This window comes from Nocardioides xinjiangensis (genome assembly GCF_017916385.1).
GTDB classification, from domain to species: domain Bacteria; phylum Actinomycetota; class Actinomycetes; order Propionibacteriales; family Nocardioidaceae; genus Nocardioides; species Nocardioides xinjiangensis.
In genome coordinates, this window is record NZ_JAFMSW010000001.1 from 300,346 (window position 1) to 315,925 (window position 15,580).

General features: G+C 74.5%; 17 protein-coding genes. 8 read left to right on the plus strand and 9 right to left on the minus strand.

Going from position 1 to position 15,580, the window contains the following annotated elements; translation table 11 throughout:
• The 3 genes from J3P32_RS01440 to J3P32_RS01450 form a co-directional block, all read right to left on the minus strand.
• Nucleotides 1–468 (minus strand): SAV_6107 family HEPN domain-containing protein, encoded by a 468-nt coding sequence (locus J3P32_RS01440; RefSeq protein ID WP_210438079.1) that lies wholly within the window; start codon nt 466–468, stop codon nt 1–3.
• An 11-nt stretch (nt 469–479) separates the two neighbouring features.
• The gene (locus J3P32_RS01445) at nt 480–794 is read right to left on the minus strand and encodes a DUF6504 family protein (protein ID WP_210438081.1); all 315 of its coding nucleotides are present in this window, start codon (nt 792–794) and stop codon (nt 480–482) included.
• A gap of 216 nt (nt 795–1,010) precedes the next feature.
• Nucleotides 1,011–1,478, minus strand: a complete 468-nt coding sequence (locus J3P32_RS01450; RefSeq protein WP_210438083.1) for a hypothetical protein — start codon at nt 1,476–1,478, stop codon at nt 1,011–1,013.
• A 47-nt stretch (nt 1,479–1,525) separates the two neighbouring features.
• Between J3P32_RS01450 and J3P32_RS01455 the strand changes: the two genes are divergently transcribed.
• Genes J3P32_RS01455 through J3P32_RS01465 form a run of 3 tightly spaced genes read left to right on the plus strand, consistent with a single transcriptional unit; the run spans nt 1,526 to nt 3,941 of the window.
• Nucleotides 1,526–1,999 (plus strand): YbaK/EbsC family protein, encoded by a 474-nt coding sequence (locus J3P32_RS01455; protein ID WP_210438085.1) that lies wholly within the window; start codon nt 1,526–1,528, stop codon nt 1,997–1,999.
• Nucleotides 2,000–2,033: 34 nt separating this feature from the next.
• A complete protein-coding gene (locus J3P32_RS01460; protein WP_210438087.1) occupies nt 2,034–2,621 on the plus strand; it encodes a DUF4126 domain-containing protein in 588 nt (195 codons plus the stop codon).
• Nucleotides 2,622–2,630: 9 nt separating this feature from the next.
• A complete protein-coding gene (locus J3P32_RS01465; RefSeq protein WP_210438089.1) occupies nt 2,631–3,941 on the plus strand; it encodes a phytoene desaturase family protein in 1,311 nt (436 codons plus the stop codon).
• Between the two features lie 57 nt (nt 3,942–3,998).
• Here J3P32_RS01465 and metF read toward each other — a convergent pair whose 3' ends face one another.
• Complete coding sequence (gene metF / locus J3P32_RS01470) at nt 3,999–4,889, minus strand: methylenetetrahydrofolate reductase [NAD(P)H] (RefSeq protein WP_210438091.1); 891 nt, start codon at nt 4,887–4,889, stop codon at nt 3,999–4,001.
• A 64-nt stretch (nt 4,890–4,953) separates the two neighbouring features.
• Here metF and J3P32_RS01475 point away from each other — a divergent pair, with 64 nt between their 5' ends.
• Nucleotides 4,954–6,027 carry a polyprenyl synthetase family protein gene (locus J3P32_RS01475; RefSeq protein WP_307861536.1) on the plus strand — a complete coding sequence of 358 codons (1,074 nt, stop codon included), beginning with the start codon at nt 4,954–4,956 and terminating at the stop codon, nt 6,025–6,027.
• A gap of 66 nt (nt 6,028–6,093) precedes the next feature.
• On the opposite strand, the gene J3P32_RS01480 is transcribed toward J3P32_RS01475, so the two are convergent.
• The 3 genes from J3P32_RS01480 to J3P32_RS01490 are packed head-to-tail and all read right to left on the minus strand — an operon-like array spanning nt 6,094 to nt 7,399.
• Nucleotides 6,094–6,528 (minus strand): barstar family protein, encoded by a 435-nt coding sequence (locus J3P32_RS01480; protein WP_210438093.1) that lies wholly within the window; start codon nt 6,526–6,528, stop codon nt 6,094–6,096.
• A complete protein-coding gene (locus J3P32_RS01485) occupies nt 6,525–7,028 on the minus strand; it encodes a ribonuclease domain-containing protein (protein ID WP_210438095.1) in 504 nt (167 codons plus the stop codon). Before J3P32_RS01485 ends, J3P32_RS01480 begins: the two co-directional genes overlap by 4 nt.
• Entirely contained in the window at nt 7,028–7,399 is a 372-nt protein-coding gene (locus tag J3P32_RS01490; RefSeq protein WP_210438097.1) for an Rv2175c family DNA-binding protein, read from the minus strand. The genes J3P32_RS01485 and J3P32_RS01490 overlap by 1 nt, the downstream gene beginning before the upstream one ends.
• A gap of 103 nt (nt 7,400–7,502) precedes the next feature.
• Here J3P32_RS01490 and J3P32_RS01495 point away from each other — a divergent pair, with 103 nt between their 5' ends.
• From J3P32_RS01495 to J3P32_RS01510, 4 genes are all read left to right on the plus strand, one after another.
• A complete protein-coding gene (locus tag J3P32_RS01495) occupies nt 7,503–8,303 on the plus strand; it encodes a glycoside hydrolase family 16 protein (protein WP_210438099.1) in 801 nt (266 codons plus the stop codon).
• Between the two features lie 195 nt (nt 8,304–8,498).
• On the plus strand, nt 8,499–10,598 hold the full coding sequence (pknB, locus tag J3P32_RS01500) for a Stk1 family PASTA domain-containing Ser/Thr kinase (RefSeq protein WP_210438101.1): 2,100 nt from the start codon (nt 8,499–8,501) through the stop codon (nt 10,596–10,598).
• Between the two features lie 17 nt (nt 10,599–10,615).
• On the plus strand, nt 10,616–11,515 hold the full coding sequence (locus J3P32_RS01505) for a DMT family transporter (RefSeq protein ID WP_307807639.1): 900 nt from the start codon (nt 10,616–10,618) through the stop codon (nt 11,513–11,515).
• 558 nt (nt 11,516–12,073) lie between these two features.
• A complete protein-coding gene (locus J3P32_RS01510) occupies nt 12,074–12,796 on the plus strand; it encodes an NADase-type glycan-binding domain-containing protein (protein WP_210438103.1) in 723 nt (240 codons plus the stop codon).
• On the opposite strand, the gene J3P32_RS01515 is transcribed toward J3P32_RS01510, so the two are convergent.
• Together J3P32_RS01515 and J3P32_RS01520 are read right to left on the minus strand one after the other, a co-directional pair.
• Nucleotides 12,774–13,775: a threonine aldolase family protein gene (locus J3P32_RS01515; RefSeq protein ID WP_210438105.1), complete on the minus strand. Its 1,002-nt coding sequence runs from the start codon at nt 13,773–13,775 to the stop codon at nt 12,774–12,776. The genes J3P32_RS01510 and J3P32_RS01515 overlap by 23 nt on opposite strands.
• A gap of 432 nt (nt 13,776–14,207) precedes the next feature.
• On the minus strand, nt 14,208–15,545 hold the full coding sequence (locus J3P32_RS01520) for a class II 3-deoxy-7-phosphoheptulonate synthase (protein ID WP_210438106.1): 1,338 nt from the start codon (nt 15,543–15,545) through the stop codon (nt 14,208–14,210).
• Nucleotides 15,546–15,580: the final 35 nt, after the last annotated feature.

The following is a 15,580-nucleotide window of genomic DNA, read 5'->3' on the forward strand; positions in this document are numbered from 1 at the left end:
TCAGGCCACGCTGGCGTGCGGGACGAGGCCCAACGCCTGCTCGACCACGGCCAGGAACCGGTCGGCGTCGCGCACGAGGTCGTCGGCCTCGCGCTCGGTCACCGCGCGGGTCGAGCCCGCCTCGGCCGCAGCCCGCTTCGCGGCACCCGCGGCGAAGAACGTCGCCCACTCGGAGAGCTCCGGCGCGACCTCGGCGAGCAGGACCCAGGCGTTCTTCTGCCGACGCGCGCGTGGCGCCGGGCGCGCCCGCGCCGCCAGCAGCGCGGCGGCCGCGCACAGGGCGGCGACGTGGGCACAGGCGTAGCGGGTCGGCACGTCGCGCGCGGTGATGGACTCCTGCAACGAGGTCGCCGACCGCTGGAGGTAGGAGTGGGCGGTGGCCGGGAGCAGGTGCGGGTGGGACGGAGGGTGGGACGGAGGGTGGGACGCGGGACGGGGTGCGGGGTGCGGACTGCGCGACGAGGTCATGGCGACCGCCCTCAGTCCAGGCAGCCGACGAGCTGCCAGCGCCCGTCGGACCAGTCGAAGGAGAGGTCGAACACGCCGTAGGACTCCTGCTCCTGGCCGGCGCGCAGGCCGCGGCCCGCCTCCACCCGCCACAGCTCGCGCTCGGCCACGAGGTCGGCGACCGGTCCGCCGCCCTGGTCCTCGGGACGCCCCTGCCACCACGGCCCGGTCTCCACCCAGTGGGCGACCACGGCCCGCACCTTCCACAGCCGGCCCCGCCACAGGAACTGGTCGGGGTCCTCCGCCTCGCCACGTCGCACCTCGACGGGGTCGTCGTACTGCCTCATCGCGCCTCCTCGCACAGTCGTCGACCCCGGGGCCGACCCGGCGGCAGGGGGGTCGAGGTCACCGCCGCCGGGTCGCATCGAACATCTGTTCGAACACCGAGAACGGTACTACCCGCGACCGACACCGCGTCAAGGCCGCCGTGGGGGCGGGCCGACGGCGGGCTGACGAGACGGGCGCGCGAGGAGGCCGCGCGAGGAGGCGCCTGTCGCCGGCGCTCAGTGCCGTCGCAGGTAGTCCGTGGTCTCGCGCCGCCAGAGGAAGAACGAGAGCACGAGACCCTCGACGATCACCAGCGCCGAGAGCACGACGAAGATCGACGGGAGGTGGGAGTCCAGGCACACCACGCCGACCAGCACCCCGACGCCGGCCGTGGCGGTGAGCACGGGCCGGGTCCAGGCGTGCCCGCCGACGAAGAACGAGCCGAGCACCAGCACGAGAGCGGCGAAGCCGACGAAGGCCACCACCGACAGCGCGACGAACCCGGGCACGATCGGGCTGTCCCGCAGCAGCTCGATGCCGCCCTGGGCGAGGAGCTCCTGGGCCGACGGGTTGCCCTCGGCCCAGCCGAGGATCACCTCGTCGCGCATGAGCCAGGTCAGCAGCGTGATCACCGCCGCGGTCGCCACGATCAGGACCAGCACCCGCATGCTGTTGACCACCGACCCGGGCAGGTCACGCGCCATCTGGAATCCCCCTGAGACTCGTCGTCGTTCGTCGCTACGCTCGCATCATGTCGACGGAGCACGCGTCCATCACCTCATTTCGAGGCGACCTCGCCCGGCGCGGCGGCACGGGTGACGTGGTCATCCTGCCCGACAGCGCGCACACAGCGGCACTCGCCGCGGCGGCGCTCGGGTGCGAGGTCGGCGCCATCGCCAACAGCCTGCTCTTCGACGCCGACGGCGAGCCTGTCCTGATCCTGACCTCCGGCGCCCACCGCGTCGACACGTCGGCCGTCGCCGAGCGCATCGGCGTGGCCCGGCTCAGGCGCGCCGACCCCGACTTCGTGCGCCGGCACACGGGGCAGGTGATCGGTGGCGTCTCCCCCCTCGACCACCCCGCCCCGATCCGCACGTGGATCGACCCGTGGCTGAGCTGGCACGAGGTGGTGTGGGCCGCCGCCGGGCACCCGGCGGCGGTGTTCTCCACCACCTACGACGAGCTCGTGCGGATGACCGGCGCGGTCGAGGTGCAGGTCGACTGACGACGCACGCGAGGGAGTGGGGCGAGGTGGACCGATGGACGCGCTGGCACTGACCTTCTCGAGCGGCTGGGCGAGCGGGGTCAACGCCTACCTGGTGGTGCTCGTGCTCGGCATCGCGGACCGGCTGGGCCCGTTCGCCGACATCCCCGACGTGCTGGGCCGGTGGGACGTCCTGGCGGCGGCCGGCTTCCTCTACGCCATGGAGTTCGTCGCCGACAAGATCCCCTACGTCGACTCGACGTGGGACGCGGTCTCCACGGCGATCCGGCCCACGGCGGGCGCGGTCATCGGGGTCCTCCTCGCCGGTGACGCCTCGTCGCTCGACCAGGCCGTGCTCGGCGTCGTCGGCGGCGGCACCGCCCTGCTGAGCCACCTCGCGAAGGCCGGCGGCCGCCTGGCGATCAACGCCTCGCCGGAGCCGGCGTCCAACGTGCTGGCCAGCCTCACCGAGGACGCGGTGGTGCTCGGCGTGGTCTGGTTCTCCCTCGAGCACCCCCAGGCGGCCGCCGCGGTGGCGGGAGTCCTCCTGCTGCTCGGCCTCGTCGTGCTGCTCCTGGTCGGGCGGCTGGTCCGCCGGGGCTGGCGGCGGTGGCGGAGGGAGCCGGCCCGACAAGTCGCCTAGGGTTCCTCCGTGGCGCGTGTGGTGGTGGTCGGCGGCGGGTTCGGCGGGATGGCCGCGGCGGCCCGGCTGGCCCGGCTCGGGCACGACGTGACGCTCCTCGAGCGCTCCGACCGTCTGGGCGGCGCCCTGTCGACCGTCGAGCAGGACGGCTTCGCCTGGGACGCCGGCCCGACCAGCACGCTGCTCCCCGCGGTCGTGCGCGACCTGTTCCGGAAGTCCGGCCGGCCGCTCGAGCGTGAGATCGACCTCCGTCCGCTCGACCCCGTGCGCGAGCACCGCTTCGCCGACGGCTCGGTGCTCCGACTGCCCGGTGGCTCCCGAGCCGCCCAGCTCGAGGCGTTCGACACTCTGGGCGCGGGGCTCGGCCGCCAGTGGGTGGACCACGTCGCGTCGTACGGCGACACCTGGGAGCTGCTGCGCAAGGAGTGGTTCGAGCGGCCCTTCGACGACGACGTCGCTCCCCGGGAGCTCGTCGCGCTGCTCGGCCGCCGGGAGTCGCTGCACAGGCGGCTGCGCCGGGCCCTGCGCGACGAGCGGTTGCGGCTGGTCGCCGGGCACCGGCTGGTCATGGACGGCCACGACCTGCGCGAGGTGCCGGTCCTCGCCGGCGTCGAAATCTACCTCGAGCAGCGCTTCGGCTGCTGGACGGTCCCCGGCGGGCTCGCCGCGCTCGGCGTCGCGATGGCCGAGCGGCTGTCCCTGCGCGGGGTGACGACGCTGACCGGCACGGCCGCCACCGACCTCGTGGTCCGCGGCGGCCAGGTGGCGGCGGTGCAGACCGAGAGCGGTGCGGTGGACGCCGACCAGGTCGTGGTGGCGATCGACCCGCGTCGCCTGCCGACCCTGGCACCCCACGTCCGTCGCACCATGCCCGCCCTGCCGCCGGTGGTGTGCCACGTCGGGCTCGAGGGCGAGGTGCCCGACCTGCCGCACGAGGTGGTGCTCCACGGGGACCCGCTCCTGGTCGTGCGCACCGGAGGGCGCGCGCCGGCCGGCGGCGCGGCCTGGACCGTGCTGGCGCGTGGCCGCATCGCCGAGGACGTGCTGACGGCGCTCGCGCGGCACGGGCTCGACGTGCGCAGCCGGGTCGTCACGCGCGTCGACCGGTCGCCCCGCGAGCTCGTCGAGGAGTGGGGTGGCTCACCGCACGGGGTGCTCTGGCAGGGCCCTCGCACGGCCCGCAGCCGGCTCGGTCCGCGCACGCCCGTGGGTGGCGTGCTCGCCGCGGGGGCCCATGCGACCACCGGCTCCGGCCTGCCGTTCGCGGGCCTCAGCGCCGCGCTGGTGGCCGACCTGGTCGGACGCGCCGCACGTCGGTAGGTGCGCTCCCCACCCGTCGCCGCGGGCCGCCACCGGTGGTCGCCGTGGGACGACCGGTCAGACGGTGATGCGCAGGTTGGCGAAGATCTCACGCGTCGCCTTCGACCGGTTGAGCGTGTAGAAGTGCAGCCCGGGCGCCCCGGCGTCGAGCAGCGCGCGGCACAGCTCGGTCGCGATGGCGATGCCCTCGGCGCGCAGCCGCTGCGGGTCGTCGGCGTGCGGCTCGAGACGTGCCGTGACCTCCTCGGGCAGCCGGCGCCGAGAGAGCTCCACCATGCGCTCCATCGAGCGCAGGTTCAGGATCGGCATGATGCCCGGGATGATCGGGAGGTCCGCACCGACGGCCTCGGCCCGCTCGACGAGCGCGACGTAGTCGGAGGCGCGCAGCACCATCTCGGTGACCGCGAACTCGGCGCCCGCGTCGTACTTGGCCTTGAGGACCCGGGCGTCGTGGTCGAGGTCGGTGGCGTCGACGTGACCCTCGGGGAACGCCGCGACGCCGATCCGCATGTCCGCGCGCCGGCGGATCAGCGCGACCAGCTCGTTGGCGTAGGTGAGCCCACCGGCGGTGGGGGTCCAGGCGGCCCCGGGCCCGCCCGGCGGGTCGCCGCGCAACGCCATCACGTGCCGCACGCCCGCCCGGCTGAGGTCGTCGAGGATCGCGGAGAGCTCGTCGGTGGTGTGGCCGACGCACGTGAGGTGCGCGACCGGCAGGAGGGTGGTCTCACGGGCGATGCGCTCGGTGATCGCGACCGTGCGGTCCCGGGTCGTGCCTCCCGCGCCGTAGGTCACCGACACGAACGTCGGCCGGTAGGGCTCGAGCTCGGTGATGGCCTGCCAGAGCTGCTCCTCGCCTGCCTCGTCCTTGGGCGGGAAGAACTCGAAGGAGAAGGACCGTTCCCCCCGCTCGAGGAGCTCGCGCATGCTCAGCCCGCGTCCGGTCGTCATGGCCGCCAGCCTACGGAGCACCGCCGTGGCTGCGCGGCCCGTCCCACTGGCTAGGCTGCCCCGCGTGACGACCTGGGACCCCGCCGACTTCCGCGACCGGGTCCAGCAGGTGCTCGACGCGTTCCTCGACGAGCGCGCGGACGAGCTGCGCCCGCTCGGGCCCGACGCCGCGCGGCTCGTCACGGAGGCGCGTACGGCGCTGCGCGGGGGCAAGCGCTTCCGCGCGGCCTTCTGCCACTGGGGCTACCGCGCCGTGCGCCCCGAGGGGTCCGACGCCTCCTCCGGGGCGGCGCTGGCCCGCGCGTGCGCGTCGCTGGAGGTCCTGCACGCCAGCGCCCTGGTGCACGACGACCTGATGGACGCCTCCGACACCCGGCGCGGTCGCCCGGCGACGCACCGGGCGTTCGAGGCCGAGCACCGCGGCGCCGGGTGGCGCGGCGACGCCGAGCAGTACGGCGCCGCCGCCGCGATCCTGCTCGGCGACCTGCTGCTCGGCTGGTCCGGGGACCTCCTGCGCACCAGCGGCTTCGGCGTCGAGCAGGTCGCCCCCGGCCTGGCGATCTTCGAGCAGTGCCGCAGCGAGGTGATCGCCGGGCAGTTCCTCGACGTGTCGGTGCAGGCCCGCGGCCGCGCCGACGTCGACACCGCGATGACGGTGCTGCGCTACAAGTCCGCGAAGTACTCCATCGAGCGCCCGCTCCACATCGGCGCAGGCCTCGCGGGGGCGACGCCGGTGCAGGTCGAGCAGCTGCGGCGCTTCGGGCTGCCGCTGGGCGAGGCCTTCCAGCTGCGCGACGACCTGCTGGGGGTCTTCGGCGACCCCGACGAGACCGGCAAGCCGGCCGGCGACGACCTGGTCGAGGGCAAGCGCACGGTGCTCGTGGCGCTGGCGCTCGACGCCGCACCGCCGGCCGCCGCCCGCCGCCTCGACGAGGCGCTCGGCACGCCGCTGGGTCCGGCCGACGTCGACGAGCTGCGCGGCATCATCGAGGACTCCGGCGCCCGGGCGCAGGTCGAGGACGTCATCGGCCGGCTCACCGACCGGGCCGTGGACTCGCTGCGCGCGGCCGACGTCGACGACCGGGCGCGCGACGTGCTCGTCGAGCTGGCGGCCGCAGCGACACAGCGGACCGTCTGAGCCGGGACACCGTCGTGGGACCCACCGCCCTGGGACGCACCGCGGCGGAGCGTGGCGAGGCACCGCTCAGTCGAGGCTGGTGAGGCCCGGCACCGTGGGGCCCTCCCCGCGCAGCAGCACCGTGAAGGGCACGCCCCGCTCGTCGTTGACCCGTGAGCCGAGCACGCTGAGCGCGATGCTGAAGGACCGCTCGTCCTCGCGGGCGAGGGTGGCCCAGCCGTCCCACAGCAGGACCACCCCGTCCCGGCCGCTGCCGATGTCGTGGAGGCAGTCGGCGAGCGCGTCGAAGTTCCGGCCGTACCAGGCGGGGAAGTCCAGCGCCTCGCCCACCGCTGCGAGGAACGCCGGCTTGCTGTCGGCTCGCGTCCAGCCGTCGACGTACCCGAACGCCCACCCGGCGTGCTCCACGGCGTGGCGTACGTCGGCCATGTCGAAGGCGCCGTGCCACAGGTGGATGCCCGGTGCCTCGCGACCCGCCAGGACGGCCGCCAGTCCGCTCACGGCTCCCCCGCGATGCGCGAGAACGAGCTGTAGTGGTCGTCGGTCCAGTACAGCTCGCCGCCCTCCCCGGCGACGATCCGCCGGGCGCCCCGGTCGTCGGAGCCCGGGGTGGGCACCGTGTACTCCCGGTAGTAGCCCGACGGCCGGTCGGGGAGCAGGGCCTCGCGGTTGTGGAAGGTGCCGCCGTCGTGATCGGGCTCCGGGAAGGGTCCACCGGCGTCGATGAGGTCGACGGTCTCCGCGGCCTCGGGGGGCAGGTCGGCGAGGTCGACGAGCGGTAGCCCGCTGGCAGGGTCGGTGTCCTGCCGCACCGGCGTGCGGGTCCGGCTGGGCCCGTCCGAGGGCGCGGACGTCCAGTCGGACGTCGTGCCCCCGCCCCCGCTCGGCTGGGGGTCGTCCTGGTCCACGGGGACGAAGAACCAGGCCAGCAGGATGGCCGCCGCGGCGAGGAGCACCAGCAGCCGGTAGCGCTGACGACCGGTCGTCGCCGCGGCGGCCATCAGTACTCCAGCACCTGGGCGCGGCGCTTGACCTCGCTGCCGCGGTTCTCGCGCAGCGCGTCGATGGGACGGCCCGGCAGGTCGTCGTCGGTGAACAGCCACGCGATGCACTCGCGGTCGTCGAACCGGTGGTCGTGCAGCAGCGTCAGCAGGCCGGGCAGTCCCTTGACCACCACGCCGTCCTGGATGAAGTCGGCGGGCACCTTGGGGCCGGCGCCGGGCACCGGGACGGCTGCCGCGAGCTCGTGGTCGCGGATCATCGTGCGCACCTTGCCCGGCGTCACGCCGAGGCGCTCGGCGGCCTGGTTCCAGTCGAGCCACTCGGGGACGAGGGCGGTGAGGTCGCGCTCGGCAAGGGGGACGTCACTCATGGCCGCAGCCTAGGTGAGGGGGCGGTGGCACCGGGAGTCGAGCCGGTCCCCGCGCGCGCCGCCGGAGTTGTCGGCCCGGCGGCCGGTCCGTAGCGTGTCCTGGATGCACCCCCTCAAGTCCGTCCTCGCCGCGGCCCTGGTGGGCCTCATGGCTTTCACGCTCTCGCCTGTGGTCGCCCCGGCGGCGGCCGACCACTACGACGGCGCTCCCGGCCCCGTCCACGCCGGCAACACCTTCGGCTGGTACCAGCACGGGGTGTTCCGCCAGGAGTTCATCGGCCCCAAGCCGGCGTACTGGAAGAAGCGCGGCCGCGGCGTCGTCCGCACGCAGAACGGCATGCTCACGCTGATGAGCACCAAGCGCGGCAGCGTGTCGGCCACCCTGGACCTGCCCGGCCACACCTACGGCCGCTGGGAGATCCGGATGCGCGCACGGACGATGTCCCGGGTCGAGGGCGGCAAGCCGTTCAAGGTGGTCACCGAGCTCGTCCCCGGGGGCACCCGCGACCAGCACTGCGGCGGCCGCGACATCGGCATCGAGAACTTCACCCTCGGCACGAACACCGTGAAGTCCTACGTCCACACGCTGCCCGACCGCTCCTACCGCGGGTTCCTCGGCCGCCACCTCCGCAACGACCGGTGGCACACCTACGCCGTGGAGGTGGCGAAGGACCACGTCTCCTGGTTCGTCGACGCGCACGTCATCCACACCGAGCGTCGCAAGGCGGCGCTCGACCCCGTGCCGCGGCAGCTGAAGTTCGAGCTGCGCGCCAAGGACGGCGCGACCATGGACCCGGCGCGGATGCAGATGGACTGGATGCGCTACTGGACGATGCGCGCCCCCAACGAGCGGTCCATCAAGGCCCCCCAGCTCGAGCTCAGCACCTTCAACGGCGCCTGCTGACCGGCGCCGCCGGGCCGGGGCTGGGGCTCACCCGGCGCCACGCCGGGGCGCCGCCTGAGCGTGGCTGCCGGCGCTGCTTCCGTACGATGATCGGGCCGGACCCTTCCCCGCTCGTTCCCCGTCCGGCACGGAGGTCGATCAGTGGAGCCACCCGAGCACGCCCGCGCAGCCGTGTCAGGGGCTGCCGGCGACCCCATGATCGGGCGGCTGCTCGATCGGCGCTACCGGATCCTCGCCCGCGTGGCGCGCGGTGGCATGGCGAGCGTCTACGAGGCCACCGACACCCGGCTCGACCGCACCGTCGCCGTCAAGGTGATGCATCCGGGTCTCGGTGACGACCAGGACTTCGCGCAGCGGTTCGTGCGCGAGGCCCGCGCGGCGGCCCGGTTGAACCACCCCCACGTCGTCGGGGTGTACGACCAAGGCGACGACACCTCGGACGGCACCGACACCGTCTTCCTCGTGATGGAGCACGTCCCGGGCCACACGCTGCGCGACGTCGTCCGCAAGGAGTCGCCGATGCCCCCGGGGCGGGCCGTGGCCTTGCTCGAGCCGGTCGTCTCGGCGCTGGCCGCGGCCCACCGGGCCGGCCTGGTGCACCGCGACGTCAAGCCGGAGAACGTGCTCATCGCCGACGAGGCCCACGGCGGCCGGGTGAAGGTCGCCGACTTCGGTCTCGCCAAGGCGGTCAGCGCCGACACCCAGCACACCGCGACGGGCGGCGTGCTCATCGGCACCGTCTCCTACCTCGCCCCCGAGCTCGTCGTCGACGGCCGGGCCGACGCACGCGCCGACGTGTACGCCGCAGGCGTCGTGCTCTACGAGCTGCTGACCGGCGCGAAGCCGCACGAGGGCGAGTCGCCGATCCAGGTGGCCTACCGCCACGTGCACCACGACGTGCCGATGCCCTCGCTCCTCGAGCCCGGCATCCCCGACTACGTCGACGCCCTCGTCGCCCGCGCCACCTCGCGCGACCGCGACCAGCGTCCCGCCGACGCCACCGTCCTGTTGCACCACCTCCACCGCGTCCAGCAGGCACTGCGCGAGGGCCTCGCGTCCGACCCGGAGCTGGCCGCCGACCTGCTCCCCCGGCGTGCGCCGGTGGCGCAGGAGGCCGAGCACGCGACCGCCGAGGACACGACCCCCGAGCCCTTCGACGCCGGGGCGCTGGCGCTGCTGACCGAGGTCGACCCCCGCGACTCGGGCCTGGTCGACGACGGCAGTCCCGACCGGACGACGGCGCTGGAACGCCATCCCGCGGCCGCAGCGCCCGTCGGCGGTCCGGTGACCGAGCCGATGCGCACGACCCTCCCCCCGGCCGCTCCGCCCGCAACCCCTGCCCGCGAGCGTGCGGGGGCCGGCCGGACGCCGACGCCCGCGGCGCCGGTGACGACGACCGCGCGACGACGTTCCCGCCGCGGACCCGTCGCGCTGGTGCTGGCCGTCCTGCTCGCCGCCGGCATCGGGCTCGGCGCCTACTGGTTCGGGTGGGAGCGCTACACGACCACGCCCGCCGTGCTGGGGCTGGACGAGTCCGCCGCGAACGCCGCGCTGGAGGACGCCGGCCTGCAGGCCGAGGCGGGCGAGCCGGCGTACTCGGAGAACGTGGCCCCCGGCCTCGTCATCGGGACCGACCCCGGCCCAGGCGACAATGTGCTCGACGGCGGCACCGTCACGCTGACGCTCTCCCTGGGGCCCGAGCGCTACGACGTCCCGCAGCTGCGCGGGCAGACGGAGGACCAGGCGCAGGACTCGCTCGCCGCGACCAACCTCGCGTTCGGCGAGAGCACCGGTCGCTGGAGCGAGACGGTGCCGGAGGGGCAGGTCATCCGTTCCCGGCCCGCGGCCGGCACCACGCTCAAGCCGGGCGCCAGCATCGACCTCGTGCTCAGCAAGGGCCGCCGGCCCATCGAGGTCGAGGACTGGACGGGCCGGTCCTACGACGCCGCCGAGGCGGCACTCGGGCGGCGCCTCGACGTGACGGTGTCCGGCGAGGAGCACAGCGACAGCGTCCCCGAGGGCGCGATCATCTCGCAGGACCCCCCTGCCGGCACCACGCTCTTCCGCGGCGACACCGTGTCGTTCGTGGTCTCGCTCGGCCCCGAGCTCGTGGAGGTGCCGCGGGTGCGCGCCATGGGCGTCGAGGCCGCCACCGACCTGCTCCAGGGCCTCGGCTTCGAGGTCCGCACCGAGGAGGCCGAGAACTACCTCGGACTGGGCTTCGTCTTCAGCTCGGACCCGGGCCAGGGCGAGCAGGTCGCGAAGGGCTCGACGATCACGCTGTTCCTCATCTGAGGTCCTAGCCTTCGTCCGTGCACAGCGAGCAGACCCGGCGTACGACCCTGCTCGCGTCCGCCGCCCTCCTCGCGCTGGCCGCGTGCTGGGGGTCGACGTTCTTCATGATCAAGGACCTGCTCGACCGCGTGCCGACGCTGGACTTCCTGGCCGTCCGGTTCGGCATCGCCGCGCTCGTGCTCGTGGCGGTGGCGCCGCGGGCGCTCGGCCGGCTCTCCCCGGTGGTGCGGCGGCACGCGGTGGTCCTCGGCGCGCTCTACGGGGTGGCGCAGATCCTCCAGACCGCCGGGCTGGCGCACACGCCGGCCAGCGTCAGCGGCTTCGTCACCGGGCTGTACGTCGTCTGCACGCCGCTCCTGGCCGCCGCGATCCTCCGTACCCGGATCCCGCCGGTGACCTGGGTCGCGGTCACCCTGGCCACGGCCGGGCTCGCCGTGCTCGCGCTCGACGGCTTCAGCATCGGCTACGGCGAGCTCGTCACGCTGACCTCCGCCGTCCTCTACGCGCTGCACATCGTCGGGCTCGGGGCGTGGTCGACCGCCCAGGACGCCGTCGGGATGACCATCCTGCAGATCATCGTGATCGCCGTCGTCTGCACCCTGGCGACCGCGCACGACGGGATCGTCCTGCCCGACCGGGCCGGCGACTGGGCGTCCGTGGCCTACATGGCCGTCGTCGTCGGTGCCCTCGGACTGCTCGGACAGACCTGGGCGCAGGCGCACCTGACGCCCACCCGGAGCGCGATCATCATGAGCATGGAGCCGGTGTTCGCCTCCTTCTTCGCTGTCTGGCTGGGCGGCGAGGACCTCACCACGCGGCTGCTGCTCGGCGGCGCGATGGTGCTCGTCGCGATGCTGACGGTCGAGCTCGCGCCGCGGCGCCCGGTCGAGGGCGAGGTCGCGCACATCGCCGTGTGAGCCGGCGCGGATGCCGCTTCCCCCGCGCGGTCGTGGCGGAGCCCCTATCGTGGCTGCGTGGACAGGTGCGTGGCGTGCGGGGCCGAGCTCGGCGTGGGCCGGTTCTGCCTCAACTGCGGGCACCCGATCGGCGCACCCGCACCCACGTCGCCGGCGGCACCTGCGCCCTCGACCGATGCGGGGCCGGCGCCCGGGGACGCCGAGCACCCGCCGCTCGCCCCGCCGGTGCAGGCCGCTGACCCCACGCCCATCCCTCCTGCCGCCCGGCCCGGTCGGTCCGGTCGGTCCGGTCGGGCTGCCCGGCCCGGTCGGGCTGCCCGGTCGGGTGGGGCTGCCCCGTCCGGCCGGTTCGCGCCGTCCGGTCGCTCGTCCGGCCGCGCCGCGCCGTCCGGCCGGTCGGCCCCGTCCACTCCGCCCGGCACCCGCGAGCCAGCGGATCCTCCACCCGGACCCGAGCCGACCGCTGCGCCGACCGCTGCGCCGGCCTCGCGTCCGGCTGCGGCATCCCGCCCGCCGCGCCGGGAGTGGGACCCACGCGAGGAGCTGCTGCCCTACGAGGTGGTCGACGACCCCGACGTCGACGCCCCGATCCGCGGTCGTGCCTGGATCGCCTGGGTGGGCGGCGCGGTGCTGCTGGTGGGCCTGGTCGTCGTGCTGCTGCGGATCCTCGGCTCCGACGGCGGGGAGGCCGCCGACTCCTCCGGAGGCGACGCAGGCGGCGCGGGTCAGGAGCCCGCCCGGGCCACCGGGGCCGGCGAGGGCGGCGGGGCCGAAGGCTCCGGGACGGCCTCCGGCGTCGGGCGTCTGCGCGAGCTGGTCCCGGGTGCGACCTTCGAGGTGCCCGGCACCGCTCTCCCGACGACCGACCTCGACGGCGCCCTGGTGACCTACGGCGCCGCGCGGATGGGCGACGGAGACCCGGCCACGGCGTGGCGGGTCCCCGGCGACGCCACCGGGCAGACCGTCACCATCACGCTCCCCCGGCCTGCCGTCGTCACCCGCGTGGGCATCATCAACGGCTACGCCAAGCAGGTCGCGGGTGTCGACTGGTACCTCAACAACCGCCGCATCCTCGCTGCGACGTGGGGCTTCGACGACGGCACGACCGTGGAGCAGACGTTCGTGCAACGTCCGGCGGTGCAGCGACTGCAGGTGCCGCCGGTGGAGACCACGGCCCTGACCCTCACGCTCACCGCCGTCACGCCGCCCGGCACCGGCGACCTCGGCCGCGACTACACCGCGATCAGCGAGGTCTCCGTCACCGGGCGGCGAGCCGGCTGAGCACGACGGCGGCGCGCTCGGCGTCGCCCCGCGTCACGTCGAGGTGCGTCACGAGGCGTACGGTCCGAGGACCCACCGCGGCGATCCGGACGCCCTCCTCGGCGGCCCCCGCCACGAAGGCGGCGGCGTCGGGACGCTCGACCACGACGATGTTGGTGTCGACACCGGCCGGGTCCACCCCGACCGCCTCGCCGAGGAGCCGGGCGTGCGCGTGGTCGTCGGCCAGCCGCTCGACGTGGTGGTCGAGGGCGTACGCCCCGGCCGCCGCGAGCACGCCGACCTGGCGCATCCCGCCGCCCATCCGCTTGCGCCGTACCCGCGCCTCGGCGATGGCGTCGGCCGAGCCGACCATCAGTGAGCCGACGGGGGCCCCGAGGCCCTTGGACAGGCACACCGCGAGCACGTCGGCGATCCGGCCGTAGTCGGCGAACGGCGTCCCGGTCGCCACGTGGGCGTTCCAGATGCGGGCGCCGTCGAGGTGGACCCGCGTGCCGGTGTCGTCCGCCCACGCGCGCAGCGCGCGCAGGTCGTCGACCGGCAGGACCGCACCGCCCGCGAAGTTGTGGGTGTTCTCGACCGACACCGCAGCCGTGCGCACGAAGAACGGGCCCATGTCGGGCGCGTGCATCGCGTCGATCGCGGTCAGGTCGACCTGCCCGCGCGGACCCGTCCAGGTCCGCATGGTGAGGCCGGTGATCGCCCCGTGGGCGCCGAGCTCGGCGCGGGCGATGTGCGCCGAGGACTCGCACAGCACCTCCTCGCCCGGGGCGACGAGGCTCGCCACGGCCAGGACGTTCGCCATCGACCCGGTCGGGGTGAACAGGGCCGCCTCGTGCCCGAACATCGCGGCCACCCGCTCCTCGAGCGCCGCGACGGTCGGGTCCTCGCCGTAGACGTCGTCGCCGACCTCCGCGCGGGCCATCGCCTCGCGCATCGCGTCGGTCGGGCGGGTGAGGGTGTCGGAGCGCAGGTCGATCACCCGCAGAACCTACCCGGACCGCTCGCGGAGGCGTCGAGCGGTGCTTGAGGCAGGTTTGCGCGGGTCAGAACCTGCACCACTCACCGCCCCGGCCGGGCCGGCGTACAACCCACGCACCAGCGGTGCGTGAGGCAGGTTCTCGCCCGCCAGAACCTGCACCACTCACCGCCCGGACGGGCGCTGCGTAGAACGCACGCACCAGCGGTGCGTGAGGCACGTTCTCGTGCGCCAGAACCTGCACCACTCACCGCCCGGACGGGCGCTGCGTACGACGCACCCACCAGCGGTGCGTGAGGCAGGTTTGCGCGGGTCAGAACCTGCACCACTCACCGCCCCGGCCGGACCGGCGTACAACCCACGCACCAGCGGTGCGTGAGGCAGGTTCTCGCCCGCCAGAACCTGCACCACCCACCGCCCGGACGAGGCAGAAGGTCAGGCCTTGCGCAGCATCTCGGCGACGAGGAACGCGAGCTCGAGCGACTGCACACGGTTGAGGCGCGGGTCGCAGACCGACTCGTAGCGATGGGCCAGGCCCACCTCGTCGATCTCCTCGCCGCCGCCGACGCACTCGGTGACGTCGTCGCCGGTGAGCTCGACGTGGACGCCGCCGGGCCACGTGCCCAGGCTGCGGTGCACGTCGAAGAAGCCCTGCACCTCGTCGATGACGTCGTCGAAGCGGCGGGTCTTGTAGCCGGAGGACGCCTCGAAGGTGTTGCCGTGCATCGGGTCGCACACCCAGGCGACGTTGAGGCCCTCGGCGGTGACCTTCTCGACGAGCGCCGGCAGGCCGTCGCGGATCTTCCCGGCGCCGAAGCGGGTGATGAAGGTCAGCCGGCCCGGCGTGTTGTCGGGGTTGAGCCGCGCCGCGTAGGCGAGAGCGTCGTCCGGCGTCGTGGTCGGGCCCAGCTTGATGCCGATGGGGTTCTTGATCCGCGACAGGAGCTCGACGTGCGGGCCGTCGAGCTGGCGGGTGCGCTCGCCGATCCACACGAAGTGCGCGGACACGTTGTAGGGCAGGTCGGTCCGCGAGTCGATGCGGGTGAGCGCCTGCTCGTACTCCAGCAGCAGCGCCTCGTGGCTGGAGTGGAAGTCGACGCGGTGGAACTCGTCGGGGTCGGCGCCGATGGCCTTCATGAACGTGAGCGCGCGCTCGATCTCGTCGGCCATCGCCTCGTAGCGCTGGCCGAACGGCGAGCTCTGCACGAAGTCGGTGTTCCAGGTGTGCACCTGGCGCAGGTCGGCGTAGCCGCCGGTCACGAAGGCGCGGACGAGGTTCAGCGTCGCGGCCGAGGAGTTGTAGACCTCCACGAGCCGCTGCGGGTCCGGGATGCGCGCCTCGGGCGTGAAGTCGTAGCCGTTGACGGCGTCGCCGCGGTACGCCGGCAGGGTCACGCCGTCGCGGGTCTCCTCGTCGGAGCTGCGCGGCTTGGCGTACTGCCCCGCGAGGCGGCCGAGCTTCACGACCGGCACCGAGGCGGCGTAGGTCAGCACGACGGCCATCTGGAGCAGCACCCGCAGCTTGTTGCGGACGTTGTCGGCGGTGACGCCGGCGAAGGTCTCGGCGCAGTCACCGCCCTGGAGCAGGAACGCCTCGCCGCGCGTGACCGCGGCGATCTTGGCGGTGAGGTCGTCGCACTCGCCCGCGAACACGAGAGGCGGCGCAGTCCTCAGCCGGGCCACGGCGGCGTCGACCGCCCCCGCGTCGGGGTAGGTCGGCTGCTGCTTCGGTCCGAGCGCGTGCAGCTGCTCGAGGGTGGGGATGGCACTCACCCGACAAGGGTACGGCGGCCGGGCCGTCGCGCCCG